This is a genomic window from Microbacterium flavum, assembly GCF_018717645.1.
GTDB lineage: Bacteria > Actinomycetota > Actinomycetes > Actinomycetales > Microbacteriaceae > Microbacterium > Microbacterium flavum.
In genome coordinates this window covers 30,361-55,898 of sequence record NZ_JAFLHG010000014.1, presented here as the reverse complement: position 1 = coordinate 55,898, position 25,538 = coordinate 30,361, and the positions used below count along the sequence as shown (strand labels likewise).

Sequence of the window (25,538 nt, the reverse complement as noted above, 5' to 3'; positions counted from 1 at the left end):
GAAGGGGGCGGACGATGGACGAGAACCAGACGGCGCGTGAGCGGGAGATCCGCCACTCGGCGCACGATCCGGAGCAGGCGCTGGAGAACGAGCGCGAGGTCACCGGCGATGTGATGCTCGCGGTGGAGGACTTCTCCAGCGAAGAGGCGGGGTACCACAAGACCCTCAAACCGCGGCAGATCCAGATGATCGCGATCGGCGGCGCCATCGGGACGGGCCTGTTCATGGGCGCCGGGTCGCGTCTGAACACCTCCGGTCCGGCGCTCGTGCTGGTGTACCTGGTGTGCGGGTTCTTCGCGTTCCTCATCCTCCGCGCCCTCGGCGAGCTCGTGCTGCACCGCCCGTCGTCGGGCTCGTTCGTCTCCTATGCGCGCGAGTTCTACGGCGAGAAGATGGCGTACACCGCCGGTTGGCTGTACTTCCTGAACTGGGCGTTCACCTCGATCGTCGACGTGACGGCCGTCGCCCTGTACGTGAAGTTCTGGTCGCAGTACTGGGAGCCGCTGCAGTCGGTGCCGCAGTGGGTGATCGCGCTCGTCGCACTCGCCGTCGTCCTGTCCCTGAACCTCGTCTCGGTGAAGGTGTTCGGCGAGATGGAGTTCTGGTTCGCGCTCATCAAGGTGTTCGCCCTGGTCGCCTTCCTCATCATCGGCATCGTCTTCCTCGTCATGAACGGCAAGACGGATGTCGGGGTCACCGGCCTCAGCGTCATCGCCGACAACGGCGGGTGGTTCCCCACCGGCGCGATCGCCCCCATCCTCGCGATCTCCGGCGTCGTCTTCGCCTACGCCGCGATCGAGCTCGTCGGCACGGCCGCCGGTGAGACGGAGAACCCGCGCGAGGTCATGCCGCGCGCCGTCAACACCGTCGTCATCCGCATCGCCGTCTTCTACGTCGGGTCGGTGCTGCTGCTCTCCCTGCTGCTGCCCTACACGGTCTACAAGGCCGGAGAGTCGCCGTTCGTGACGTTCTTCTCGCACATCGGCTCACCCGAAGCGGGCGCGATCTCGGCGTCGATCATGAACTTCGTGGTCCTCACCGCGGCACTGTCGTCCCTGAACGCCGGCCTCTACTCCACCGGACGCATCCTGCGGTCGATGGCCGTCAACGGCTCGGCTCCCCGCTTCACCGAGGTGATGAGCCGCAACGGGGTGCCGTACGGCGGCATCCTGCTCACCGCCGTCATCACGCTCTGCGGCGTGGGCCTGAACGCCGCCTTCCCGTCGCAGGCGTTCGAGATCGTGCTCGAGGTGTCCGCGCTCGGGATCATCGGCGGCTGGGCGACGATCATCCTCTGCCAGATCAAGCTCCAGCGCTGGGCGAAGCAGGGGCTCGCGACACGGCCCGCCTTCCGCCTGTTCGGAGCTCCGTTCACGTCGTACCTGACGCTCGCGTTCCTCGCCTTCGTGCTCGTGACGATGGGCTTTTCGGAGACGGGGCGGTGGGTGCTGGCATCGAGCATCATCCTCGTCCCCCTCCTGATCGGCGGCTGGTTCGCCTACCGTCCGCGCATCCTGCAGGCGGCGAAGGAGCGCGAGGGGTACACCGGAACGCTGCCGGTCATCTGAGGGGTGCCGCCGCTCGCGCCGCGTGGTCCGGCTGCCCGAAGTAGCCGACCGCGAACAGGACGATCGAGGCGACGGGGACCGCGAGTCGGATCGCTCGTCGTGAGCATCGCCGCGACCGTGCCGATCGCGATGAAGCTGACGAGCAGGCTGGTCAGGCGCTGCGTCGTGATCCGTGACGCGGACAGGTAGGTGAGCCACGCGGCGAGACCCGCGGTGACCCCCAGCAGCACGGTGGTCCAGAAGGCGTTCAGCTCCGCGCCGATGAACGAGCGGGCGAGGACGGCGAACAGCGACAGCGTCGCGATCGCGGTGAGGGCCACGTGGGCGATCACGACGGACACCGTGGAGATCACGTACCGCCAGTTCGCGATCTCGCGGCGCCACTCCTGCCCCGACGTCGTCCGCGCCCGCCAGTAGCCGACGGCCGCGCTCGGGGTGGGGGCCGGGGCGGTGCGATGCGCGGCATCCGGGGCGTTCATGCCGTCAGTGTAGGACCGCGCGGGGGCCTCCCAGCCTCGGCCGGTAGAATGGATCGGTCGGCTTCTGGACACCGCGCGTGCGCGGGTGGGTTTGTGAGTCCAAGGGGGCCGATGGTGAGCGCCGATCGGCGCGCATGAACCATCACTGAATGGCCCCGGCCGACCGATGTCCGGGTAGCCCGCCGCGCTGAGCGCGGACGGGCGCTGTTCTCGTGCGAGACAACCCAAAAGGACTTCCCATGCCCAAGAACAAGAAGCCGGCCGGCGGCCGCGCGCAGAGCTTCGAACCCCGCTACGGTGCGAAGAAGACGTCGTACCAGGACGCCAAGCGCCGCCCCGGCCAGTCATCCGCCGGCACTCCCGGCAGCAAGAGCGCGGGCCACCGCGGCTATCGCCCCGAGGCGGCCGACGCTCCCGCGAAGAAGCAGCGCTGGAACGCGCAGGAGCGCGCGGGTCGCGATGAGGCCCGCGGCATCCGCACGCAGGCGCAGGGCGACCGTCCGCGTCGCGATGACCGTCCCGCCCGGTCGTACGATGACCGTCCGCGTCGCGATGACCGTCCGGCGCGGTCGTACGATGACCGCCCGCGTCGCGATGACCGTCCCGCCCGGTCGTACGATGACCGCGCGCGTCGCGATGACCGTCCCTCCCGGTCGTTCGATGACCGTCCGCGTCGCGATGACCGCCCCGCCCGTTCGTACGATGACCGTCCCGCGCGTTCGTATGGTGACCGTCCCGCGCGGTCGTACGATGACCGTCCGCGTCGCGATGACCGTCCCTCCCGGTCCTTCGACGATCGCCCCCGCGGCGAGCGTCAGCCGCGCGACGATCGTCGCACCTTCGGCGATGCCCGCCCGTCGTTCCGCGACGATCGGCCCCGCCGCGACGACAGGGGTGGACGAAGCTCCGCCTCCTGGGGTCAGGATCGCCCGAACCGGGCTGATTCGTCGGATTCCCGGTCGAATCAGTGGAGTTCTGGCGGCCCGCGTCGCGACACGCGTCCGGCCCGTGACGACCGTCCGGCCCGTGACGACCGTCCGGCCCGCGACGACCGCCCCCGGCGCGACGACGGCGCTCGCCGCGACACGCGCCCTTCCCGCGATGAGCGTCCGGCCCGTTCGTTCGACGACCGCCCGCGTCGCGACGCGCGCCCGGCCCGTGACGACCGGCCGCGTCGCGATGACCGCGCATCCTCCGGCGGGAACCGCTCCGACTGGAACGCCGATGTCAAGGATGACGCGAAGCGCAAGGCCTACGAGGCGCACGCCGACACCGTGCACGAGAAGCTGCAGGCGCAGGCCGTCCAGGCTGAGGAGGTCGCCGACGTGACCTTCGGCAGCCTGGGGCTCGGCGAGAACATCGTTCGCGTCCTAGCCGACCTCGGCGCGGCGTCCCCGTTCCCGATCCAGGCTGCGACGATCGTCCCGATCCTCGAGGGCAAGGATGTGCTCGCACGCGGCCGCACCGGCTCGGGCAAGACGATCGCCTTCGGGGCGCCGCTGGTCGAGTCGATCCTGCGCAGCCAGGCGGGCAAGCGCCGCGAGTTCGGACGGAGCCCGAAGGCGCTGATCCTCGCGCCGACGCGCGAGCTCGCGCTGCAGATCGATCGCACCATTCAGCCGATCGCCCGCAGCGTGGGCCTGTTCACGACCCAGATCTACGGCGGTGTGCCCCAGGCGCGCCAGGTCGGCGCGCTCAAGAAGGGCGTCGACATCATCATCGGCACCCCTGGGCGCATCGAGGACCTCCAGAGCCAGGGCAAGCTCGACCTCTCCGAGATCCGCATCGTCGTCCTCGACGAGGCCGACCACATGAGCGAGCTCGGCTTCCTGGAGCCGATGCAGCGCATCCTCCGCCTCGTCGAGGACGGCGCGCAGAAGCTGCTGTTCTCCGCGACGCTGGACCGCGAGGTCGCCGCGCTCGTCGACGAGTTCCTCGTCGAGCCGGCCGTCTACGAGGTCGCCGGTGAGGACCAGGACTCCGGAACGATCGACCACCGCGTCCTCGTCATCGACCACCGCGACAAGGCCGAGATCCTGACCTCGCTCGTCGACCGCGCCGGCAAGACCCTCGTCTTCGCCCGCACGCGGGCGTACGCCGAGATGCTCGCCGAGCAGTTCGACGACGCCGGCATCAACGCGGTGGCGCTGCACGGGGACCTCAACCAGGGCAAGCGCACCCGCAACCTCGAGCGTCTGACGTCGGGCCGGGTGAACGTGCTGGTCGCGACGGACGTCGCTGCGCGTGGAATCCACGTCGACGACATCGACCTGGTGATCCAGGCCGACATGCCCGACGAGTACAAGACGTACCTGCACCGATCGGGTCGCACCGGTCGCGCGGGTCGCACCGGCACCGTGGTGACCCTGATCACGCGTCAGCGTCGCCGCAAGATGACGGAGATGCTCGAGCGCGCCGAGATCGACGCGCCGTTCGATGACGCGCGCACCGGCGACGACATCCTCGAGGTTCTTCGACGGGCTCAGGAACCGAGCGGGCGTCAGTCCGCGGACGTCGACCGCTGATCGTCCGGATGGCCCCTCGCCCGGGGCCATCCGTGCGTCCGGCGTGGGGGTGAGGCTCGGGCGGTGAAGCGCGCGCGGCGTCAGAAGAGCGCGTTCTCCGGGGCGGCTGCACCGCGCCGGGTGGAGCGGATCGGCCCGGGGCGACCCGAGCCCTTCGGCTTCGCCTCCACCTCCTCCTCCGCACCGCCGGCGAGGCGGTGCCTCCGCAGCAGCGGGCGCACCCGCTCGGACAGGAGCTTCCGGTAGCCCGAGGGCGCGTACGTGGACACGCCGGGGTACAGCCCGCGGTAGGCCGGTACGAGCTCCGGATGCTCGCGCTCGAGCCACTCCCAGAACCATTCCCGAGCGCCGGGGCGCAGGTGCAGCGCGCCGTAGACGACCCGCGTAGCACCCGCTGCCGCGATCCGCGCGAGCGCATCGTCGAGGATCTCCACCGAGTCGGTCAGGTGCGGGACGATCGGCATGAGGAAGACCGTGACGGCGAACCCCGCCTCCCGCGCGGCACGGACGGTCTCCAGGCGCGCGGTGAACGTGGGAGCGCCGGCTTCCAGAGTTCTGCGGATCTCCTCGTCGGGCATCGCGATCGACATCGCGAGATGGACCGGCACCGTCTCCTTCGCCGCCGCGAGAAGGGGAAGGTCGCGACGGATCAGCGTGCCCTTCGTCAGCACCGAGAACGGGGTGCCGCTCGACGCGAGCGCGTCGATGATCGCGGGCATCAATCGGTAGCGTCCCTCGGCGCGCTGGTAAGGATCGGTATTGGTGCCCAGCGCCACGGGCTCTCGATGCCAGCCGGGTGCCGCGAGCTCGCGGCGAAGGACGTCGGCGACGTTGACCTTCACGACGATCTGCTCATCGAAGTCTCGACCGGCGTCGAGGTCGAGGTAGGTGTGCGTCTGGCGCGCGAAGCAGTACGAGCAGGCGTGACTGCAGCCGCGGTAGGGGTTCACCGTCCAGTCGAACGGCATCGCCGAGGCGGAGGGCACGTGGTTGAGCGCGGACTTGGCCGCCACCTCGTGGAAGGTCATTCCCGCGAACTCGGGGGTCGTCACGGTGCGGACGAGGCCACCGAGGCGCTCCATTCCGGGCAGGGTCGCGGCATCCTCGTGTTCGAGAGTCTGTCCGAGCCACCGCATACGCTCAGTGGAACATATCTTCGAGTGATCTGCAAGGGAGGACGGTGTCGACGGCCCGGACGTGAGCGCTCTCGCTCCGGGCACAGGGAGGGGCGCCACAATGGAGGGATGCTGCCACCCGAACCGCTGCCGTCTCGGCGCGCGCTCCGCGCCGGGCGCGAGGGCGACGGGGCGCGCCCGGCGCAGGGTCCGGGCGGCGACACCCGCGAGGCGGGCGATGGTCGCCGGGACCGCACCCGGGACCGCGAGCGCGCACGCGCGGGAACGCCGATTCTCGCGGGCGTGCGCGGACGTCGCGGGATCATCGTGGCGGTCGTCGCGGTGGCGGTGATCGCGGTCGGCGTGGGAGTCGGGGGGATGATCGGGTCACTGAACGCCGCGGCACCCGCCGACGGGCGCGCGGTGGATGCCGCGGCTGTCGCCGAGGTCGTCCCGGGGGCGACCTCGCTCCCCGTCCCCGCGCAGACGTCAGCCGCGACCGCCGCGGTGTGCGATGACCCGACGGTGACGACGGCGCTCGCGCAGGGCTCGGATGCCGAGGTCCTCTCCGCGTTCGGCGGGGCGGCGACCTTCCGCTCCACCGTGGCCGGCGGCGGCGCACCGTGCGTGAGCCTCGCAGACCCCGCCCGCGAGTGGGTGGTCGTGAACAAGCAGCGCCCTCTCGTCCCGATCGACTGGGAGCCCGACCCCGTCATCGCCCCCGCCGACATGCAGCGCACCGTCGACGGGCGACTGCGACCGGCGGCCGCCGACGCACTGACCGCACTCGTGGCCACGGCGCAGGCGGAGGGTGCGGGCGCGATCGGTCTCAACAGCGCCTTCCGATCCTTCTCCTCGCAGACGCGCACCTACAACGGCTACGTGGACTCCCTCGGACGCGACGCCGCCGACCTGCAGAGCGCGCGGCCGGGTTTCAGCGAGCACCAGACCGGCCTCGCCACGGACGTCGCGGCCTGCGACGGCGGATGCGGAGCCATCGAAGACCTGGGCGGCACGCCGCAGGGGGCGTGGGTCGCGGCGAACGCCTGGCGCTTCGGGTTCGTCGTGCGATACGAGGACGGGTACACGCCGGTGACGGGCTATCAGGCCGAACCCTGGCATCTGCGCTATATCGGCCCCGAGCTCGCACAGGTCTACCACGACGGCGGGTATCACACGCTCGAGGAGTTCTTCGGCCTGCCCGCCGCCCCCGACTACGCCGATTGATCCCACCCCGGGTGTGAAACCCAGTACCATGGATGCCGGGACAGCGTCCCATCACGTCAGGCTCGACGACGAGACACGAGAGGCAGGCGCAGCATGGAGCGCAACATCTACGACGAGGACCACGAGGCGTTCCGCGACGTCGTCAAGGAGTTCGTGAAGCGCTACGCCACGGAAGAGAAGCGCAAGCAGTGGGAGGCGGACGGCGAAGTCGACCGCGCCACCATGCGCGCCGCGGGCGAGGCGGGCATCATCGGCCTCAGCGTCCCCGAGGAGTTCGGCGGCGCCGGCATGCTGCAGGACTACCGATTCCGCGCCATCGTGCTCGAGGAGGTCATCGGCGCGGGGCAGGGCTCACTCGCCGGAGCCCTCGGCATCCAGGACGACCTGGCCGTTCCCTACATCGTCCACATGGGCACGCAGGAGCAGAAGGAGAAGTGGCTCCCCGGCATGGCGACCGGCGAGATCCTGGGAGCCCTGGCGATGACCGAACCCGGCGCGGGCAGCGACCTCCGCGGCATCAAGACCACCGCGAAGAAGGTCGACGGCGGTTACATCGTCAACGGCGCGAAGACGTTCATCTCCTCCGGCAAGACCGCCGACATGGTGGTCACCTTCGTCAAGACCGGGGAGGGCAACCGCCCCGACGCCTTCAGCCTGCTCATCCTCGAGGACGGCATGGAGGGCTTCGATCACGGCAAGAAGCTCGAGAAGATGGGCTTCCACGGGTGGGACACCGCCGAGCTCAGCTTCGTCGACGTCTTCGTTCCCGAAGAGAACCTCATCGGCGGCAAGGAGGGCCTCGGCTTCATCCAGCTCATGATGAATCTGCCCCTCGAGCGCCTGTCGATCGGCGTCGCCGCGGCCGCCGCCGGCGAGGCCGCCTACCGCTGGACGCGCGACTACGTCATCAGCCGCGAGGCGTTCGGCGAGCGGATCGCCGACTTCCAGAACACCCGCTTCCGTCTGGCCGACATGGCCACGACGGTGGACGTCATGTGGACCTACAACGACCGCGCGATGATGCTCTACAAGGATGCGAAGCTCACCGCCGAGGAGGCGGCGAAGGTCAAGTTCTGGTCGACCGACCGTGAGGCCGAGCTCCTGGACACCGGCGTGCAGCTCCACGGCGGCTACGGGTACATCACCGAGTACCCGATCGCCCGCGCCTACCTGGATGCCCGTGTGCACCGCATCTACGGCGGAACGAACGAGATCATGCGCGACATCGTCTCGCGTCAGATCGTCGGCAAGAAGTAGCGCGGGCGCGCCCGGAGGCCGGTGCGCCTCCGGGGCAGTGACTACGGGCTCCAGGGGAAGAGCGCGACGAGGATGCCGGCACTCACCGCCCAGAACAGGGCGACGAAGATGGTGTCGCGGGCGCGCCACCGCGTCAGATATCGCTCGGTGCGGTCGGGGTAGGCGCCGAAGGCGCGGGCATCCATCGCCAGCGCGACGCGCTCGGCGTGCCGGATCGCTCCGGCCAGCAGCGGCACGATGTAGCCCCACCAGCGGGCGAGCGCGGCGAACGGACCGCGGCCGCCGTGCGATCCGCGCACCCGGTGCGCCTGGCGGATGATCTCGAGCTCGTGCCCGAACCGCGGCACGAAGCGGAAGGCCGCGAGAGCCGTGTAGCCGATCCGGTAGGGCACGCGCAGCTGCTGCACGGCCGCGCGGACGAGTTCGGGGCCGGTGGTCGTGAGCCCGGGGATCAGTGCCAGCGCGACGATCGCGGCGAGGCGGATGCCGGTCGCGAGACCGACGGAGAGAGCACCCTCGTGCAGGGTCCACCCCCCGACGTGGAGGACCGGGGCCGAGTCGGCGACGCGCGCGGGATCGACCCAGACGGCCATGCCGAGACCGAGGGTGACCGCGGCCAGGGGGAGGACGAGGAGCAGCAGCAGGATGAGCCGCGCCGTCAGCCGCGCCCCGGCCAGCAGCACCCCGTACGCCACGAGCAGGAAGACGAGCGGCGTCGCGAGGTCGCGCACGAAGACGAGCGCGACCATCGCCGGCAACGGCGCGGCGAACTTGGCGAGCGGGGTGAGGGCGAGCAGGAACCGCCCGCGCGGTACCGCCGCCGCCTCCCACGGGTCGGTGGTGACGGCGCTCACGGGGCATCCTCGGTGGTGATCGCGCCTGCGATGGAGCCGCCGGGCAGGTCGGCGAGGCGGGTGATGCCGGCGAGAGCCGGATGGCGGAGGCCGGCGAAGGCTCGCCGCAGCGGTGGCGGGCGGAGCCCCGCGGCGCGCAGCAGCGCCTCGTCGGCGAGGATCCGAGGGGTCGGCGCATCGGCGACGATGCGACCGACGCCCATCACGATCGTGCGATCCGCGTACTCGGCGACCAGCTGCATGTCATGGGTCACCACCAGGATCGTGGTGCCGGCGGAGCCGAGCTGCCGCAGCAGGTGCATGAGCTCATCGGCGCGGGCGCGGTCCTGCCCGAAGGTCGGCTCATCGAGGGCGAGCACAGGCGCCCCCGCCACGAGCGCCGTGCCGACGGAGAGTCGGCGCTTCTGCCCTCCCGAGAGGAGGAACGGATGCACGTCGGCCTTGTCCTCGAGGCCGAAGCGCCGCAGCACCTCGGTCGCACGCTCGCGGACGTCGGCCTCGGCGAGCCGTTGCAGTCGCAAGCCGTGCGCGAGCTCCTCGTACACGGTCGCGGCGATGAACTGGTGCTCGGGGTTCTGGAAGACGAACCCGATGCGCCGCGAGAGTGTGCGCAGGTCGGCGCGCGCGACATCCGTGCCCTCGATGCGGACCTGCTCACGCGGGATCGGGACGACGCCCGCGATCGACTGCAGCAGGGTCGTCTTGCCGGCACCGTTCGCGCCCACGATCGCGACGAACTCTCCGGCGGCGATGTCGAGATCGACGCCATGGAGGATCTCGGTCCGCCCGCGCCGGGTGCGCAGCCCGCGCACGGCGATGAGGGGTGCGCAGGGCAGGCCGGATCGCTGATCCGCGTCGGCCGTCGGGGTCGCCGGGGCGGTTCCCCCTGCTTTCGGAGCGTCGGCGGAGGCTGGCGGAGCGTCGGCGGAGGCTGGCGGAGCCTCGGTGGCGGGCGAGGGAGCCGCGGCGGCGGGTGAGATGGCGACGGGCGGGTCGGCAGAACTCCGGTCATCCGCCCCGTCTGCGGCCGGCGCCGGGCCGGGAGCCGCGGCGGCATCGAGGGCGGCGTGCAGTTCGGCCGGATCGAGCGGCAGAGGGTCGACGGCCCAGCCTGCGGCGCGCAGCCGGAGGGCCGCGAGGGTCGCGGTCGGCAGCCACACCCCGAGTGCGTGCAGCTCTTCGGCGCGGCCGCGCAGCACCTCGTCGACGGGGCCGTCGGCGAGGGTCCGGCCGCGGGCGTCCAGCACGACCACCCGATCGGTGATCGCGACGGCGGCGTCGAGGTTGTGCTCGATCAGCACGATCGCGCGGTCGCCCGCCGCCACGAGATCGGCGAGCGCCGCGTAGACCTCCTCGATGCCCTGCGGGTCGAGGTTGGCGGTCGGCTCGTCGAGCACCAGCAGGGGGGAGCCCATCGCGAGCGCGCAGGCGATCGCGAGGCGCTGCCTGCCGCCGCCGCTCAGGAGGTCGGGGTTGTCGCGGCGCCGGTCCCACAGGCCGACGCGGCGCAGAGCGCTCTCGGCGCGGGCGAGGATATCGGCGACGGGCAGCCGCAGGTTCTCGGGGCCGAAGGCGACCTCGTCGAGCACGGTCCCGGTGACCAGCTGCGCGTCGGGATCCTGGAAGACCATCCCGACCTGGGTGCTCAGGCGCGCGACAGGCGTGTCGCGCGTGTCCAGACCTCCGACGGTCACCGATCCGGTGAGGGTCGCGGGCACGGCGTGCGGGATGAGGCCGTTGAGAGCCAGCGCGAGCGTCGACTTCCCGGCGCCGCTGGGCCCGAGGAGCAGGACGACCTCTCCGGGCGAGACGTCGAACGACGCGGATGCCGGTGCCGTCGCGTCGGCGCCCTCGTACCGCACGCCGACCGCGCGGACGCGCGCGAGCGGCGTCGCGGCGTGAGCGGTGGGATCGGACGGCACCGGGGTGCCCGCTCCGAAGACGGCAGAGGTCACAGGCTTCCCAGCGGTCGGGGTCGGGGAACGGGTGCTCCCCAGAAGTTAGCCTACCCTTACCCGGTGTCCCGGCCGTCGGATCAGCCGCGCACGGCCGCGCGGGCGACACCCGCGCGGCGCAGGGCCGAACCCAGACCGAGACCCGCGGCCGTCCACGCCACGGGTCCGGCGACCGAGAGTGCGAGGTAGGCGATCTGTGCCCACAGCGGCAGGACCGCGAGGTGGGCGGCGAAGAACACGACGACCGCGACGAGCGCGCCGATGATGATGGCCGAGACGAAGAAGCGCCACGCCCCCCACGCGCGGTACCGGGTGAGCGCCGCAACGCCCTCCTGGATGGCTCCGAAGAGCAGCGCCGTACCCAGGAACCGCAGCGCCCACGCCGGGTTGAACGCACTGGAGACCAGCGCGGCCAGCACGTGGGAGAGGAGCGCGACGAGCGGCAGCCGCAGCACCTCCTGGGCGATGATGCCCGGGAGGACGTGCGCGCCGAGCACGAGTCCGTAGACGAAGGGCACGGTCGCCAGCACGACCGGGGTCAGATAGCCGGCGATGCCGCCGACGATCCCCGTCGCGACGCCGATCGCCGCGCACACGAGCAGGACGCGCGTGGACAGGGTCGGGTTCCGGGGCACCCCTCCAGCGTACCCGCGCGGACGTTCCCGGCTCCGCCGCGCATCCGCCGGAGAAAAGTTCCGACCGGGGTGTCGATCCGGCGCTCGGGCTGCGTCATGTCGTCAAGAGGCGGGGAGGATCCCCGCCCGAAGGCGATCCGACGACGACGTCTCGCCGCGGGGATGCCCGTGGCTGTCATCATCGGACTGTCCAGGATCGAGAGGGAGAGTGAGTCATGGAGTACATGCTGATCATCGGTGTCGACGAGTCCGTCCCGACGCCGGGTCCGGGCGAGCCCGGCTTCGACGAGATGATGGGCGCGTGGGCGGCGTACACCCGCGGCCTGTTCGAACGGGGAGTCTTCATCAGCGGCGGGAGCCTGCACCCGAGCAGCACGGCGACGACCGTTCGCCACGAGCACGGGTCGGCGCCCGCGGTGATCGACGGGCCCTTCGCGGAGACCAAGGAGCAGCTCGCCGGCTTCTACGTCGTCCGCGCTGCCGACCTCGACGAGGCGCTGGCTCTCGCGACCGAGCTTCCCCTCCCCGCCGGAGCGGTGGAGGTGCGACCGCTGCGGATGCGCCCCGACGAGACGGGCGCCCCGCGCCCCGTTTCCTGAGGGGGATGCCCGCACCGTGAGCACTGAGCCGGCGGTCTCGGCCGCCATCTCCCACCTCGCACGCGAGGAGGGCGGGCACGTCCTCGCCCTCCTCGCCGCGCGCTTCGGAGACCTCGATCTGGCCGACGACAGCGTGCAGGATGCCCTCGTGCGGGCAGTGGAGACCTGGCCGGCGCAGGGCGTCCCCGCCAACCCGCCCGGCTGGCTCTACACGGTCGCGCACAACTGCGCGATCGATCGGCTCCGGAGGGCGGCGGCAGCCGACCGGCGCCTGAGAGCCGCCGCCGTCGCATTGACCGCCCCGCCCGAAGAGCGCGAGGAGGCGCCCATCGTGGAACACACCGAGATCGGCGACGAGCAGTTGCGCCTCATGCTGCTCTGCTGTCACCCCGCGCTCGACCGCGATGCCCAGGTCGCCCTCACTCTGCGCCTCGTCGGCGGATTGACGACCCGCGAGATCGCCGCCGCGTTTCTCGTGGCGGAACCGACGCTGGCGCAGCGTCTCGTCCGCGCCAAGCGCAAGATCCGCGACGCCCGCATCCCGCTGACGATCCCGGCTGACCTCGGTGCCCGCGTGGAAGCGCTGCTGACGGTGCTCCTGCTCATCTTCAACGAGGGCTACCTGTCCCGCGGCGGTGAGGCGGATCTCCGGCTGGACCTCGCCGCGCAGGCGATCCGCCTCACCGGCCGGCTGCACGAGCAGCTTCCGGACGATCCCGAGGTCGAGGGACTTCTGGCGCTCGAGCTCTATCAGCATGCGAGGGCGGCGACTCGCGTCGACTCCGCCGGCGAGCTCGTCCTTCTGCGCGACCAGGACCGTTCCCGGTGGGATGCCGAGCTCATCCGCCGTGCGAACACCCTCGTGCGATCCGCCGCTTCACGGCAGGCGCCGGGGCCCTTCCTGCTGCACGCGCTCATCGCGTCGCAGCACGCGAACTCAGCCTCGGCCGAGGACACCGACTGGCCGCTCATCGCCGATCTGTACGGCGTGCTGCTGGCCGCCGCGCCCACGCCGGTGGTGGCGCTCAACCACGCGGTCGCGGTGAGCGAGGCCTTCGGCCCCGAGCGAGGGCTGGCGCTCCTCGACGGCATCGTCGGGCTGGACGAGTACCACCTGTTCCACGCGGCCCGCGGGGAGCTGCTCGCACGCGGGGGCGAGGAGGCGGCCGCTGCGGCATCCTTCCGCCGCGCGCTCGCTCTCGCACCGAGTCCGGCCGAGCGCGGGCACCTCGCCCGGCGGCTCCGCTCCGTCGAGTGAGCCGCCCCGATCTCGCTAGACCCGACTCTCGCTAGACCCGACGGCGGCGCCGGGTCAGCCGGACGGCGGGCAGCGGCGGCGCCGGGATGCGCTCGGCGCCGTGCCCGACCACATGCCCGAAGCGGTCCGTTCCGGCCTCCCAGGCATCCCGCGCCGCGACGATCTCCTCGTGCGAGCGCCCGACGAAGTTCCACCACATGACGATGTCGGCCTCGAAGGGCTCTCCGCCCAGCAGGAACAGCGTCGTCGGCTCCGCGGCCCGCACCTGGATCGCGTCGCGGTGGATGCCGAGGTACAGCAGGCTCTGATCCGCGAGGGGCGTGGACGCCTCGGCATCCGTCCGCACCTCGGGCGCACCGGAGACGCCGACCAGGGCGTACTCCCACGCGGGCTCGAGGGGCAGCGAGACGGTCGCGCCGGCGGGCACGCGCACCTCGACGCCCGCGATCGGCGTGTGCATCGTCGCGGGGGAGGACACCCCGCCGAAGGCCCCGACGACGACGGTGGCGGTGGCGCCGTCGCCGAGGTCCACGACGGGCAGGTCCTCGTGCCGCTCGAAGGCGGGCGCGCCGTGCCGGCGGGAGTCGGGCAGCGCGACCCACAGCTGGAGTGCGTCCAGCGGAACGGGACCGTCGCCGACGGAGTACTCCGAGTGCGCGATGCCCTCCCCGCTCGTCATCAGGTTCAGGATGCCGCGGCGCACGACGACATCGCTGCCGAGGACGTCGCGGTGCCGGACCTCGCCGACGAAGGGCCACGTCACCGTCTGCAGGCCGATGTGGGGGTGCGGCTCGACCCGCATGCGCGCCGTCTGGGGGCCGAAGCGGTCGAGGAAGCACCAGGCGCCGACCATCGGCAGCGCGCGCTGCGGCAGGCTCCGGTGCACCGACATCCCGCGGACGCCGCCGAGCGGTACCTCGCGCGCCTCGAGGAGCAGCGCGCGCGGACCATCGCAGTCGGTGGGAGACTCGGTCGCCACCGCGAGGTCCGCCGGACCGTCGCCCAGACGGGTCATCGGAGGGGGCTCACTCGCGCCCGACGCCCTCGTCGGCGGGGGTCTGCTCGCGGCCGGGAGCCTGCTCCGCCACCTCGACATCGCGCTCGCGCCAGTGGATCTTCAGGCCCGGGACATCGTGACCCTGCAGGTACTTCACGACGAACGAGCACACCGGCACGATCGTCTCGCCGCGGGCGGCGACATCCTCCATCGCCGCGCCGACGAGCGTCGTCGCGAGGCCGCGGCCGCTGAAGGCCGGGTCGACGACCGTGTGCGGGAACACGAGCCGCCCGGCGTCGTCCTGCTCGAACTCGGTGAACCCGGCGACGGTGCCGTCCACGACGACCTCGTACCGCCCGGTCTCGTCGTTGCGCACGACCTCGATGTCGCCGGTGGTCTGGGTGTCCTCGCTCATGCGGCCTCCTTCGTCGGGATGCCTCCCACGTTACCCGCGCCGGGCTCGGTCAGGGCGGGCGGACCGGCGGGCGTCGCCGCCGCTCGTCGCACGATCCGCGCCGCTCGTCGCACGGGAACGACAGGATGCCTCGGCATCCGCCGCCGCCTTCCTAACCTGTGTCTGCGCAAAGACGCGCCCGTGAGGAGTCCACCGATGTCCACCCCATCCCGCCCCGGAGCGGCCGCGACCGGCGCCTCGGCGCTCGCGCCCGACCCCGCTCTGCCCCCCACCGCCGTCACGCCCGAGCAGGAGGCATCCACCTCCCGCTGGACGTGGCCGAAGATCGTCCTCTGGATCGCGATCGCCCTGCTGGGCGGCCTCGCATGGGTCATGCTCGCCATCGTGCGCGGCGAGACCGTCAACGCGATCTGGTTCGTCTTCGCGGCCGTCTGCACCTACCTGATCGGCTACCGCTTCTACTCGAAGGTCATCGAGCGGTACATCACACGACCCGACGACCGCCGGGCGACTCCCGCCGAGGTGCGCTCCGACGGCAAGGACTACGTCCCGACCGACCGCCGGGTGCTCTACGGCCACCACTTCGCCGCCATCGCCGGCGCCGGCCCGCTGGTCGGCCCCGTGCTCGCCGCGCAGATGGGCTACCTCCCCGGCACGATCTGGATCATTGTCGGCGTCGTCCTCGCCGGGGCGGTGCAGGACTACACGGTCCTCTTCTTCTCGATGCGCCGGGGCGGGCGGACCATCGGTCAGATGGCGCGGCAGGAGCTCGGCAAGATCGGCGGCACCGCCGCGATCATCGCCTCGCTGCTCATCATGCTGATCATCGTCGCGATCCTCGCGCTCGTCGTGGTGAACGCGCTCGGCGAGAGCCCCTGGGGCGTGTTCTCGGTCTCCATGACGATCCCGATCGCCCTGTTCATGGGCGTGTACCTGCGCTACCTGCGCCCCGGAAGGGTCACCGAGGTCTCGATCATCGGGTTCGTCCTGCTCATGGCCGCGATCATCGGCGGGGGCTGGGTCGCCTCGACCGAGTGGGGCTACGCGCTCTTCCACCTCGACAAGACGACGATCGCGTGGGGCATCATCATCTACGGCTTCGTCGCCGCCATCCTGCCCGTGTGGCTGCTGCTCGCCCCGCGGGACTACCTGTCGACGTTCATGAAGATCGGCGTCATCGTCATGCTCGCCGCGGCGATCGTCCTCGTCCGCCCGGAGATCACCGTCCCCGCGATCACCGTGTTCGGTCAGAACGGGATGGGCCCCGTCTTCGCGGGTCCGCTCTTCCCGTTCCTGTTCGTGACGATCGCGTGCGGCGCGCTCTCCGGATTCCACGCCCTCATCGCCTCCGGGACGACGCCGAAGCTGATCGAGAAGGAGAAGCAGACCCGCTTCATCGGCTACGGCGGGATGCTGATGGAGTCCTTCGTCGCGATCATGGCCCTCGTGGCCGCGCTCTCGATCGACCAGGGCATCTACTTCGCGATGAACTCGCCCGTGGCCCTCACCGGCGGGACGGCCGAGGGGGCGGTCGCGTTCGTGAACTCGCTCGGCCTCACGGGCACGCCGCTGACCCCCGACATCCTCACCGGGACGGCGGCCGCCGTCGGCGAGGAGTCGATCGTCTCGCGGACGGGTGGCGCCCCCACCCTCGCCCTCGGCCTCGCGCACGTCATGCAGCAGGCCCTCGGCGGTCAGGCGATGATGGCGTTCTGGTATCACTTCGCGATCATGTTCGAGGCGCTGTTCATCCTCACGGCGGTGGATGCCGGCACGCGCGTCGCGCGCTTCATGCTGCAGGACTCCATCGGCGCGTGGGTGCCGCGCTTCCGGGATGTCTCATGGCGCCCGGGCGTGTGGATCTGCACCGCGATCATGGTCGCCGGCTGGGGCTACATCCTGATCCTCGGCGTCACCGACCCCCTCGGCGGCATCAACACGTTCTTCCCGCTGTTCGGCATCGCGAACCAGCTGCTGGCCGCGATCGCGCTCGCCGTCGTCATGGCGATCGTCGCGCGGCGCGGGCGGAGCTACGTGAAGTGGCTCTGGATCGTGGCCCTGCCGCTCGCGTTCACCGCGGTCGTCACGATCACGGCATCCCTGTACAAGATCTTCTCGCCGGTGCCGGCGATCGGATACTGGGCCAACAACGCGAAGTACCGTGCCGCGCAGGCGGCGGGCGACGGCAGCCTCGGACGGCCCGAGGTCGTGGACGCCGTCATCCGCAACACGGCCGTGCAGGGGACGCTGTCGATCATCTTCGTCACCCTGGCCGTCGTCGTGATCGCCACCGCGGTCGTCGTCACGGTGAAGGCGATCCGCGCCGGGGGTGGCGAGGACACGGAAGACCCGGCGGTGCCCTCGCGGCGCTTCGCCCCGGCGGGCTTCCTGCCGACGGCGCCCGAACGCGAGCTCGAGAAGCAGTGGGAGCCGCTGCTGGCCGAGGAGCGGGCTCAGCTCGCCCGCCGCGGGCACTGAGCGGGGGATCGGAATGGACGCCGCGGACGTGCGGATGACAGGGGCCGGGGAGCTCTGGCGGGTGGCCTGGCGGGCCACCTGTCGGGCGGGGCGCGGCATCCGGTGGTACATGACGACCCTGATGGGCGACGGCGCGTACGCGACGTTCGTCGCCCATCAGCGGCGTCACCACCCCGACGCCCCGCTGCCGACGGAGCGCGAGTTCTGGCGCCAGCGGATGGCCGATCAGGACCGCAACCCCGGCGCACGGTGCTGCTGACGGCGACGACCTAGGCTGGCCGCATGAGCCACGACGTCGTCCTCGCCGCCGTCGCCGGCGTCGTCGGCGGCGTCGTGCTGACGACGCTGCTTCTCCTCGCGCGGCGCCTCGCCGGGAGCGGTCGCGACCTCGGCAGCGACGAGGAGCGCGCGACCTACCGGGCCCTCCACGAGGCCGGTCTCGCGGCGGTGCACCTGCGCGGCGGGCTCGAGGCGCCGGATGTCGGCCGCGCCGCGCGGCACGTGCGCACCCTCCTCGGGGCGCCGGCGGTGGTGTTCGTCGGCGGCGGCGCGATCGTCGCCGCCGATGGGGAGACGGCCGGGCTGGAGGCATCCGCGGTCCGCGTCGCGCAGCGGGTGGAGGCGACGGGGCGCCGTCAGGTGTTCCCGGGGCGGAGCACCGGGGCGGAGGGCCGCGAGCTCGAAGCGGTCGGCGCGCCGCTCGTCGTCGGCGGGGAGGTCGTCGGCGTGATCGTCGCATTCGCCGCGCCGGTCCGTGCCGCGCTCGTGCGCGCGACGGGCGAGGTCGCGGACTGGTGCGCCGCACAGGTCGCCCTCGGCGACGTGGACGCCTCGCGGACGCGCGTCGCCGAAGCGGAGCTGCGCTCCCTCCGCGCGCAGATCTCGCCGCACTTCATCTACAACGCGCTCACCGCGATCGCCTCCTTCATCACGACCGACCCCGCTCGCGCCCGGGAGCTGGTGCTCGAGTTCGCCGACTTCACCCGGTATTCGTTCCGCAGGCAGGGCGAGTTCACGACGGTCGCCGAGGAGCTGCGGAGCATCCACTCCTACCTCGAGATCGAACGCGCCCGCTTCGGCGACCGCCTGGCCGTGACGCTGCGCATCGCCCCCGAGACGCTCGCGACCGTGATCCCCTTCCTCGCGGTGCAGCCGATCGTCGAGAACGCGGTCCGTCACGGTCTCGAGCCCGGAGAGTCGGGCGGCGTCATCCGCATCGAGGCGCGTGACGACCAGACGCACACCGAGATCACCGTCGAGGACGATGGGGTCGGCATGGATCCGGAGGCCCTCCGGACGCTGCTGAACACGGATGCCGACGGCGCCCACGTCGGCATCCGCAACGTCGACACCCGACTGCGGCAGCTGTACGGCCCGGAGGGCGGGCTCGTCGTCGAGACCGCGGCCGGCGCGGGGACTCTCGTGCGGATGCGGATCCCGAAGTCCCAGCCCGGGCACGACATCGCCGGGCCCGGCCCCGCCGCCGCCGCTGCCGTCGCCCCGGGCGGGGAGGCGCGCGCATGATCGACGTCCTCGTCGCCGACGACGAAGCGCCGGCCCGGGCCGAGCTGGCGCACCTGCTCGGCGCCGATCCGCGGATCGGCGCCGTGACCACGGCGGCCTCCGGGGCCGAGGCGCTGCGCACCCTGAGCCAGCGCGCGGTCGCCGTCGCGTTCCTCGACATCCACATGCCCGGCCTCGACGGCATCGCCCTCGCCGCCGCGCTGCAGCGCCTCGCGCATCCGCCCGCGGTGGTCTTCGTCACGGCCGATGACGCGCGGGCCGTGGATGCCTTCGACGTCCGCGCCGTCGACTACCTGCTCAAGCCGGTGCGTGCCGATCGACTGCGGCGGGCCGTCGACCGGGCGATGGAGCGGGCGGATGCCGCGCCCGAGCGGAGCGGCGACGGCGAGGACGAGGTGCTGCCCGTCACGGTCGGACAGCAGACGCGGTTCGTCCGCCGCCGCGACGTGCGCTGGGTGCACGCACAGGGCGACTATTCGCGGCTGCACACCGAGGACGGGGGCTCGCATCTCGTGCGCACCCCGATCTCCGAGCTCGAGGAGCGGTGGCGGGCCCGCGGGTTCGTCCGCGTGCACCGGTCCTACCTCGTCGACGCGTCCGCTGTCATCGAGGCACGGCTCGCGGGCGCCGAACCGGTCGTGCAGCTCGACGCGGGCGGCCTGCCCGCGTCGACCCCTCTGCCGGTATCGATCCCGGTGAGCCGGCGGATGCTCCCGGCGGTGCGCGAGGCGCTCCGCCGGGCGGGGGAGGCGGAGGCGTGACCGAGACGCCCCGGCGGGTGCGGGTGACCGCGGATGAGCGGTCCTCACAGCGCCCGACATCGCGGCCGCGCCCCGCGCCGCGGCCCGCGGCCACCCGCGGGATCGCCCTGCCCGGGGCATCCGTCGACGAGGCGGAGGCCGTCTACGACCGCGCCCTCCGCCGGAGCCAGCTGCGACTGGCGCTCGGGACGGTGGCCGGATTCGTCGTGGTCGTCGTGGCGCTGACGGCCGCGATCGCGCTCATCCCCGACCTCGATCGCCTGACGCTGTGGGGCGTGCCCCTCTCATGGCTGCTGCACGCGTTCGCGTTCTACCCCGTGATCATCGTGTTCGGCGTGCTCTACACGCGGGGCGCGGCACGCAACGAGCGGCGCTACCGGGCCCTCCGGGAGCGGGAGTGAACGCCGCCCTGGACCTCGTCGCGGTGGCCGGCGTGATCCTCGCGACCGTGCTGATCGGGGTCTACGGGCTGCGCTTCTCGCGGACGACGAGCGACTTCTTCGTGGCATCCCGCACCGTCCGGCCGGTGTGGAACGCGTCGGCGATCAGCGGCGAGTACCTGTCCGCGGGCACGTTCCTCGGCCTCTCCGGGCTGGTGCTCCTCGACGGGGCTCGGGGGTTCTGGTTCCCGATCGGCTATGCCGCGGGATACCTCCTCGTGCTCGCGTTCGTCGCAGCCCCCCTGCGCCGGAGCGGCGCGTACACGATCCCCGACTTCGTGGAGGCGCGGCTCGAGTCCCGCTCCGCCCGGCGGGTCACGAGCGCCGCCGTGCTGATCATCGGATGGCTCTACATCGTGCCCCAGCTGCATGGCGCGGGGATCACCCTGGAGGTCGTGGCGGGGCTGCCGACCTGGGTCGGGGCGATCGTCGTCGCCGTGCTGGTGGCCGCGCTCGTCGCGGCCGGCGGGATGCGCGCGATCACGTTCGTGCAGGGCTTCCACTACTGGCTGAAGCTGACGGCCCTGCTCGTGCCGGTCGTCTTCGTGGCCTTCGCCCTCGGCGGAGCGCCCGAGACCGTCGACCCGCAGCTGGTCTTCCCCCCGTCCGCCGGACCCGGGGGGATCGACGCCTACGCGACGGGGTCGCTGCTGCTCGCGCTCCTTCTCGGCACGATGGGGCTGCCCCACGTGCTCGTCCGGTTCTACACGAGCCCGGACGGCGTCTCCGCCCGCACGACGACGGTCATCGTCATCGTCATGGTGAGCGCGTTCTACGCGGTCTCCAGCGCCATGGGCATCCTGTCCCGGATCGTCGCCCCCGATCTCGCCGTCCCCGGCGTCGCCGACACGGTCGTCCTCGTCCTCCCCTCGCGCGTGTTCCCGGGGCCCGTCGGCCAGCTCCTGACGGCGCTCATCGTCGCCGGCGCCTTCGCGGCCTTCCTCGCGACCTCGGCGGGGCTCGTGGTCTCGCTGGCCGGCGTCGTGAGCCAGGACGTGTTCCGCGGCTCGGTGCGCTCCTTCCGGCTCTCGGCGGTGCTCTGCGCCCTCGTCCCCCTCGCCGTCGCCCTGCTGACGGTGCCGGCGGGACTCGTCGCCAGCGTCGGGCTCGTCTTCGTCTTCGCGGCGTCGAGCCTGTCCCCGGTCATCCTGCTCGGCGTGTGGTGGACCCGCCTCACCGCCCGCGGGGCGATCGCCGGCATGATCGCGGGCGGACTCGCGTGCGCGCTGTCCCTGCTCGTCCACGCCGCGGTCGGCGGAGTCGGCGTCGCCGCCCCGCTTCTCGAGCAGCCCGCCGCGTGGACGATCCCGCTTGCGACGACCGTCACCGTGGTCGTCTCGCTCGGCGACCGGCGCGGCGCACCGCTCCGCGCGGAGCGCTTCCTCGCCCGGCTGCACGCCCCGGAGGCCTGAGCCGCCTGGACATCGGAGCGGGCGCGTGGGTCCGGCGAGCGGATGACGGCGCCTCCGCGCCCGCGCGCGCAAGGGCCTTCTGCGCGCGGGGACGGCCGAGGAGGATGGCTGCCATGCACCGCACCCGCCGCACCGACCACGGCGGCCCGCGGCGCGCTCTCCAGCCCGGCCCCCGCACGGTCGCTCTCGCCGCTGCGCTCGCCATCACGGCCGTGCTCGCGGCATGCGCCGCGCCGGCGCCGGCTCCGACCGGGTCGACGACCCCGACGGCATCCCCGACCCCGACGGCATCCCCGACCCCGACCCCGACGCCCGATCCGGCGGCGGCGCTCAGCCTCGAGCAGCGGGTCGGGCAGCTGTTCATGGTCGGCACCGACGTGACGGCGGCGACGCCGGGAACGCTCGACGCGATCACCGACCGCCACGCGGGCAGCATCTTCCTGCACGGCCGCACGGAGGCGGGGGCGGCGGGCGTCGCATCCGTCGTCGGCCAGTTCACCGCCCTCGTCCCCGGCCCGGTCGGAGGTGCGCCGGACGGCTCCGCTCCGACGGGCGGCGTCCGGCTCTGGGTCGCGACCGACCAGGAGGGCGGCGAGGTGCAGGTGCTCCGGGGGCCCGGATTCAGCGACATCCCGTACGGCATCCGGCAAGCGGACCTCCCGGCCGCCCAGCTGCGCGCGGCCGCGACGCAGTGGGGCGCCGAGCTGTCGGCAGCGGGCGTCGACATGAACCTCGCGCCCGTCGCCGACATCGTCACGAGCGCGGACACCCGTTTCGACAACCCGCCGATCGGCGGGCTCGGGCGCCAATACGGCTACGACGCCGCCACGGTCGCCGCGAAGGCGGGGGCGTTCGCCGACGGCATGCGCGCCTCGGGCATCCTGCCGGTGTTCAAGCACTTCCCGGGGCTCGGACACGTCACCGCCAACACGGACACGACGGCGGATGTCGTGGATACGACCGTGACCCCGGACGGCCCGGATGTCGGGGTGTATCGCCCGCTCACCGCCGCCGGCCCGTCGGCCGTGATGGTCTCCACCGCGATCTACCAGAACATCGATCCGTCGGCCCCGGCCGTCTTCTCGCCGGCGGTCGTCGGGCTCGTCCGGAGGACCGTCGGCTTCGACGGCGTCATCCTCTCCGACGACCTCTCCGCCGCCGTCGCCGCGCAGGCATGGACTCCGGCGGACCGGGCGATCCTGGCGATCTCCGCCGGGGTCGACGTCGTGCTCGCCTCGGCCGACCCCTCCGTCTACCCCGAGATGTACGACGCCGTGCTCGCCAGGGCGCAGTCCGATCCCGCCTTCGCGAGTCTCGTGGATGCCGCCGCCGGCCGCGTCGTCGCGGCGAAGACCGCGCGCCCCTGACCGCGCCCCCGCGTGCGCCGGCCCTGGCAGACTCGGGGGATGACCTCCTCCGCGCTGATCGACGCCGTGCCGCGCGGAGCGACGGCGGATGCCGCCTACGACGGCTTCCTCCGCTGGGCGGCCGGTCGGGGACTCGAGCTCTACCCGGCGCAGGACGAAGCCGTCATGGAACTCGTCTCGGGGGCGAACGTCATCTTGTCCACCCCGACAGGGACCGGCAAATCGCTCGTCGCGATCGCCGCCCACGCCGCGTGCCTCGCCGCCGGCGGGCGCTCCTATTACACGGCGCCGATCAAGGCCCTCGTGAGTGAGAAGTTCTTCGCCCTCGTGGAGATCTTCGGGGCCGAGAACGTCGGGATGGTCACCGGAGACTCGTCGGTGAACCCGGATGCCCCGATCGTCTGCTGCACCGCGGAGATCCTCGCGAACGTCGCCCTCCGGCAGGGGGCGGATGCGGCCGTCGACCAGGTCGTGATGGACGAGTTCCACTACTACGGCGACCCCGACCGCGGGTGGGCGTGGCAGGTGCCGCTGCTGCTCCTCCCGCGCGCCCAGTTCCTCCTGATGTCGGCGACTCTCGGCGACGTCACCCCGATCGCCGACGATCTGGCCCGTCGCACGGGCCGCCCCGTCGCGCTCGTCACGGGCGTGGAGCGCCCTGTTCCGCTCCACTTCTCCTACGAGCGGAGGCCGGTCCACGAGGTGCTGACGATGCTCGTCGACGAGCGCGAGGTGCCGGTCTACATCGTCCACTTCGCCCAGGCCGCCGCGCTCGAACGGGCGCAGGCCCTGGCATCCGCCGCGCTCACGACGCGCGCGCAGCGCGATGAGATCGCGGAGGCCATCGGCGCGTTCCGGTTCACGACCGGCTTCGGCAAGACCCTCTCCCGCCTCGTCCGCGCCGGGATCGGAGTGCACCACGCGGGGATGCTGCCGCGTTACCGCCGTCTCGTCGAGACCCTCGCCCAGCGCGGCCTGCTCAAGGTGATCTGCGGCACCGACACGCTCGGCGTCGGGATCAACGTGCCGATCCGGACCGTCGTCATCACGGCGCTGTCCAAGTTCGACGGCACGAAGATGCGCCAGCTTTCGGCGCGGGAGTTCCATCAGGTCGCGGGCCGCGCCGGCCGTGCCGGATACGACCCGTACGGCAACGTCGTCGTGATGGCTCCCGAGTGGGAGATCGAGAACGCCGTCGCCCTCGCCAAGGCCGGGGACGACGCCGCGAAGCGCAAGAAGATCGTGCGCAAGAAGGCGCCGACGGGCGTCGTCAACTGGGGCGAAGGCTCGTACGAGCGGCTCATCGCCGCGCCGCCCGAACCCCTCGTTCCGCAGATGAAGCTAACCGCCGCCATGATGATCAACGTCATCGGCCGCGGCGGCGACGTGTTCGGGAACGTCCGTTCGCTGGTGTTCGACAACCAGGAGCCGCGCGCCCGGCGGTACGCCCTGGCGCGCCGCGCGATCGCGATCTTCCGAACCCTCGTCGACGCCGGGATCGTCGAGATCGACCGCGCCGCCGCGCCTGGCGCGGCCGGCGGGCCGGGTGGGTCCGACGCCGCGCCGGTGATCCGCCTCACGGTCGACCTCCAGCCGAACTTCGCCCTCAATCAGCCGCTGTCGCCGTTCGCGCTGGCCGCGATCGGTCTGCTCGCGCCGACGGAGACCGGCGCGGGGGAGGGGGAGACCGGCGCGGCGGCGGTCGGCGTCGGCACGGGCCACTACGCCCTCGACGTCGTGAGCATCATCGAGGCGACGCTGGACGACCCGCGGGCGATCCTGTCGCAGCAGGAGTTCGCCGCGCGGGGTGAGGCCGTCGCGGCCATGAAGCGGGACGGCATCGAGTACGACGAGCGGATGGCGCTCCTCGAGGGCATCACCTACCCGAAGCCCCTCGCCGAGCTGCTGGCCCAGTCCTACGAGGTGTTCGCCTCGAGCCAGCCGTGGGTGCGCGACTTCGAGCTGAGTCCGAAGTCGGTCGTCCGCGACATGTTCGAGCGGGCGATGTCCTTCGCCGAGTACGTCTCGTTCTACAAGCTGCAGCGCAGCGAGGGGCTCGTCCTGCGGTACCTGTCGGATGCGTACCGCGCGATCCGTCAGACCGTCCCGGCCGAGGCGCGCACCGACGAGCTGATGGACCTCATCGAGTGGCTGGGGGAGCTCGTCCGCCAGGTCGACTCGAGCCTCGTCGACGAATGGTCCGCCCTCGTCGACGGCGCCACGCACCTCCCCGAGGACGACGCTCCCGTCGTCCCCCCCGCGCCGCCTTCGGTCCTGACGAACCGTCGCGCGTTCACCGTCCTGGTGCGCAACGAACTCTTCCGCCGCGTCCACCTGGCCGCCCGGCAGGACGACGACGCGCTGGTGGCCCTCGATCCGGGCCTCGACTGGCCGACGGCGCTGGACGCCTACTACGACGAGCACGACGCGATCCTCACGGGGCCGGCGGCGCGCTCCCCGCGGATGTGTGCGATCGACGAGTCTCGCGCCCCGGACGGCATCTGGCTCGTCGAGCAGACGATCGACGACCCTGCGGGTGACCACGACTGGCGCCTGCGCGCGGAGGTCGATCTCGCGGCTTCCGTCGAGGCCGGCGAAGCCGTCGTCCGGGCGACCGCCTTCGTGCGGCTCTAGTCCCCTTCATCCGAATCCCCGCGCCACAGGATCCCACT

At 72.2% G+C, this 25,538-nt stretch carries 21 protein-coding genes; 14 read left to right on the top strand and 7 right to left on the bottom strand.

Translation table 11 applies throughout. The features are described 5' to 3' along the window. Positions 1-14: 14 nt before the first annotated feature. Positions 15-1,568 (top strand): amino acid permease, encoded by a 1,554-nt coding sequence (locus tag J0P97_RS13805; protein ID WP_215488369.1) that lies wholly within the window; start codon positions 15-17, stop codon positions 1,566-1,568. On the opposite strand, the gene J0P97_RS13800 is transcribed toward J0P97_RS13805, so the two are convergent. Continuing rightward, positions 1,499-2,047 carry a hypothetical protein gene (locus J0P97_RS13800; protein WP_215488368.1) on the bottom strand — a complete coding sequence of 183 codons (549 nt, stop codon included), beginning with the start codon at positions 2,045-2,047 and terminating at the stop codon, positions 1,499-1,501. The genes J0P97_RS13805 and J0P97_RS13800 overlap by 70 nt on opposite strands. Before the next feature lie 239 nt (positions 2,048-2,286). On the opposite strand from J0P97_RS13800, the gene J0P97_RS13795 reads away from it, so the two are divergent. Further along, a complete protein-coding gene (locus J0P97_RS13795; RefSeq protein ID WP_215488367.1) occupies positions 2,287-4,572 on the top strand; it encodes a DEAD/DEAH box helicase in 2,286 nt (761 codons plus the stop codon). Between the two features lie 80 nt (positions 4,573-4,652). Here the strand turns inward: J0P97_RS13795 and J0P97_RS13790 are convergent, their stop codons facing one another. Then, positions 4,653-5,708, bottom strand: a complete 1,056-nt coding sequence (locus J0P97_RS13790) for an Rv2578c family radical SAM protein (RefSeq protein ID WP_215488366.1) — start codon at positions 5,706-5,708, stop codon at positions 4,653-4,655. Between the two features lie 108 nt (positions 5,709-5,816). Here J0P97_RS13790 and J0P97_RS13785 point away from each other — a divergent pair, with 108 nt between their 5' ends. Then, positions 5,817-6,914 carry a M15 family metallopeptidase gene (locus tag J0P97_RS13785; RefSeq protein ID WP_246540531.1) on the top strand — a complete coding sequence of 366 codons (1,098 nt, stop codon included), beginning with the start codon at positions 5,817-5,819 and terminating at the stop codon, positions 6,912-6,914. Between the two features lie 93 nt (positions 6,915-7,007). Beyond that, positions 7,008-8,171 carry an acyl-CoA dehydrogenase family protein gene (locus J0P97_RS13780; protein ID WP_215488365.1) on the top strand — a complete coding sequence of 388 codons (1,164 nt, stop codon included), beginning with the start codon at positions 7,008-7,010 and terminating at the stop codon, positions 8,169-8,171. Between the two features lie 41 nt (positions 8,172-8,212). Here J0P97_RS13780 and J0P97_RS13775 read toward each other — a convergent pair whose 3' ends face one another. The 3 genes from J0P97_RS13775 to J0P97_RS13765 form a co-directional block, all read right to left on the bottom strand. Continuing rightward, on the bottom strand, positions 8,213-9,025 hold the full coding sequence (locus J0P97_RS13775; protein ID WP_308163576.1) for an energy-coupling factor transporter transmembrane component T family protein: 813 nt from the start codon (positions 9,023-9,025) through the stop codon (positions 8,213-8,215). Next, a complete protein-coding gene (locus J0P97_RS13770) occupies positions 9,022-10,980 on the bottom strand; it encodes an ABC transporter ATP-binding protein (protein ID WP_372449721.1) in 1,959 nt (652 codons plus the stop codon). The genes J0P97_RS13775 and J0P97_RS13770 overlap by 4 nt, the downstream gene beginning before the upstream one ends. An 80-nt stretch (positions 10,981-11,060) precedes the next feature. Continuing rightward, complete coding sequence (locus tag J0P97_RS13765) at positions 11,061-11,615, bottom strand: ECF transporter S component (protein WP_215488364.1); 555 nt, start codon at positions 11,613-11,615, stop codon at positions 11,061-11,063. Between the two features lie 215 nt (positions 11,616-11,830). Between J0P97_RS13765 and J0P97_RS13760 the strand changes: the two genes are divergently transcribed. Beyond that, positions 11,831-12,214, top strand: a complete 384-nt coding sequence (locus tag J0P97_RS13760) for a YciI family protein (RefSeq protein ID WP_215488363.1) — start codon at positions 11,831-11,833, stop codon at positions 12,212-12,214. Between the two features lie 16 nt (positions 12,215-12,230). Beyond that, entirely contained in the window at positions 12,231-13,472 is a 1,242-nt protein-coding gene (locus J0P97_RS13755) for an RNA polymerase sigma factor (RefSeq protein WP_215488362.1), read from the top strand. A gap of 31 nt (positions 13,473-13,503) precedes the next feature. Here the strand turns inward: J0P97_RS13755 and J0P97_RS13750 are convergent, their stop codons facing one another. Beyond that, a complete protein-coding gene (locus J0P97_RS13750; RefSeq protein WP_215488361.1) occupies positions 13,504-14,487 on the bottom strand; it encodes a pirin family protein in 984 nt (327 codons plus the stop codon). Between the two features lie 10 nt (positions 14,488-14,497). Next, a complete protein-coding gene (locus J0P97_RS13745; RefSeq protein WP_215488360.1) occupies positions 14,498-14,884 on the bottom strand; it encodes a GNAT family N-acetyltransferase in 387 nt (128 codons plus the stop codon). 195 nt (positions 14,885-15,079) lie between these two features. Here J0P97_RS13745 and J0P97_RS13740 point away from each other — a divergent pair, with 195 nt between their 5' ends. The 8 genes from J0P97_RS13740 to J0P97_RS13705 all read left to right on the top strand — a co-directional run bounded on the left by J0P97_RS13740 (position 15,080) and on the right by J0P97_RS13705 (position 25,500). Beyond that, complete coding sequence (locus J0P97_RS13740; protein WP_215488359.1) at positions 15,080-17,362, top strand: carbon starvation CstA family protein; 2,283 nt, start codon at positions 15,080-15,082, stop codon at positions 17,360-17,362. A gap of 34 nt (positions 17,363-17,396) precedes the next feature. Next, positions 17,397-17,621: a YbdD/YjiX family protein gene (locus J0P97_RS13735; protein ID WP_215488396.1), complete on the top strand. Its 225-nt coding sequence runs from the start codon at positions 17,397-17,399 to the stop codon at positions 17,619-17,621. A 23-nt stretch (positions 17,622-17,644) separates the two neighbouring features. Beyond that, positions 17,645-18,886 carry a sensor histidine kinase gene (locus tag J0P97_RS13730; RefSeq protein ID WP_215488358.1) on the top strand — a complete coding sequence of 414 codons (1,242 nt, stop codon included), beginning with the start codon at positions 17,645-17,647 and terminating at the stop codon, positions 18,884-18,886. After that, entirely contained in the window at positions 18,883-19,647 is a 765-nt protein-coding gene (locus tag J0P97_RS13725; RefSeq protein ID WP_215488357.1) for a LytR/AlgR family response regulator transcription factor, read from the top strand. Before J0P97_RS13730 ends, J0P97_RS13725 begins: the two co-directional genes overlap by 4 nt. Further along, positions 19,644-20,048, top strand: coding sequence for a heavy metal transporter (locus tag J0P97_RS13720; RefSeq protein ID WP_246540529.1), 405 nt, complete (start codon positions 19,644-19,646; stop codon positions 20,046-20,048). The genes J0P97_RS13725 and J0P97_RS13720 overlap by 4 nt, the downstream gene beginning before the upstream one ends. Then, positions 20,045-21,499: a sodium/solute symporter gene (locus J0P97_RS13715; RefSeq protein WP_215488356.1), complete on the top strand. Its 1,455-nt coding sequence runs from the start codon at positions 20,045-20,047 to the stop codon at positions 21,497-21,499. Before J0P97_RS13720 ends, J0P97_RS13715 begins: the two co-directional genes overlap by 4 nt. A 113-nt stretch (positions 21,500-21,612) precedes the next feature. After that, positions 21,613-22,866 (top strand): glycoside hydrolase family 3 N-terminal domain-containing protein, encoded by a 1,254-nt coding sequence (locus J0P97_RS13710; protein ID WP_215488355.1) that lies wholly within the window; start codon positions 21,613-21,615, stop codon positions 22,864-22,866. A gap of 39 nt (positions 22,867-22,905) precedes the next feature. Next, complete coding sequence (locus J0P97_RS13705; RefSeq protein WP_215488354.1) at positions 22,906-25,500, top strand: DEAD/DEAH box helicase; 2,595 nt, start codon at positions 22,906-22,908, stop codon at positions 25,498-25,500. Positions 25,501-25,538 lie beyond the last annotated feature (38 nt).

Coding starts and splice junctions, on each gene's coding strand:
- J0P97_RS13725 (WP_215488357.1), top strand. CDS start 18,883: ATGATCGACGTCCTCGTCGCCGACGACGAAGCGCCGGCCCGGGCCGAG.
- J0P97_RS13705 (WP_215488354.1), top strand. CDS start 22,906: ATGACCTCCTCCGCGCTGATCGACGCCGTGCCGCGCGGAGCGACGGCG.
- J0P97_RS13790 (WP_215488366.1), bottom strand. CDS start 5,708: ATGCGGTGGCTCGGACAGACTCTCGAACACGAGGATGCCGCGACCCTG.
- J0P97_RS13730 (WP_215488358.1), top strand. CDS start 17,645: ATGAGCCACGACGTCGTCCTCGCCGCCGTCGCCGGCGTCGTCGGCGGC.
- J0P97_RS13800 (WP_215488368.1), bottom strand. CDS start 2,047: ATGAACGCCCCGGATGCCGCGCATCGCACCGCCCCGGCCCCCACCCCG.
- J0P97_RS13750 (WP_215488361.1), bottom strand. CDS start 14,487: ATGACCCGTCTGGGCGACGGTCCGGCGGACCTCGCGGTGGCGACCGAG.
- J0P97_RS13710 (WP_215488355.1), top strand. CDS start 21,613: ATGCACCGCACCCGCCGCACCGACCACGGCGGCCCGCGGCGCGCTCTC.
- J0P97_RS13780 (WP_215488365.1), top strand. CDS start 7,008: ATGGAGCGCAACATCTACGACGAGGACCACGAGGCGTTCCGCGACGTC.
- J0P97_RS13740 (WP_215488359.1), top strand. CDS start 15,080: ATGTCCACCCCATCCCGCCCCGGAGCGGCCGCGACCGGCGCCTCGGCG.
- J0P97_RS13760 (WP_215488363.1), top strand. CDS start 11,831: ATGGAGTACATGCTGATCATCGGTGTCGACGAGTCCGTCCCGACGCCG.
- J0P97_RS13795 (WP_215488367.1), top strand. CDS start 2,287: ATGCCCAAGAACAAGAAGCCGGCCGGCGGCCGCGCGCAGAGCTTCGAA.
- J0P97_RS13805 (WP_215488369.1), top strand. CDS start 15: ATGGACGAGAACCAGACGGCGCGTGAGCGGGAGATCCGCCACTCGGCG.
- J0P97_RS13745 (WP_215488360.1), bottom strand. CDS start 14,884: ATGAGCGAGGACACCCAGACCACCGGCGACATCGAGGTCGTGCGCAAC.
- J0P97_RS13785 (WP_246540531.1), top strand. CDS start 5,817: ATGCTGCCACCCGAACCGCTGCCGTCTCGGCGCGCGCTCCGCGCCGGG.
- J0P97_RS13735 (WP_215488396.1), top strand. CDS start 17,397: ATGACAGGGGCCGGGGAGCTCTGGCGGGTGGCCTGGCGGGCCACCTGT.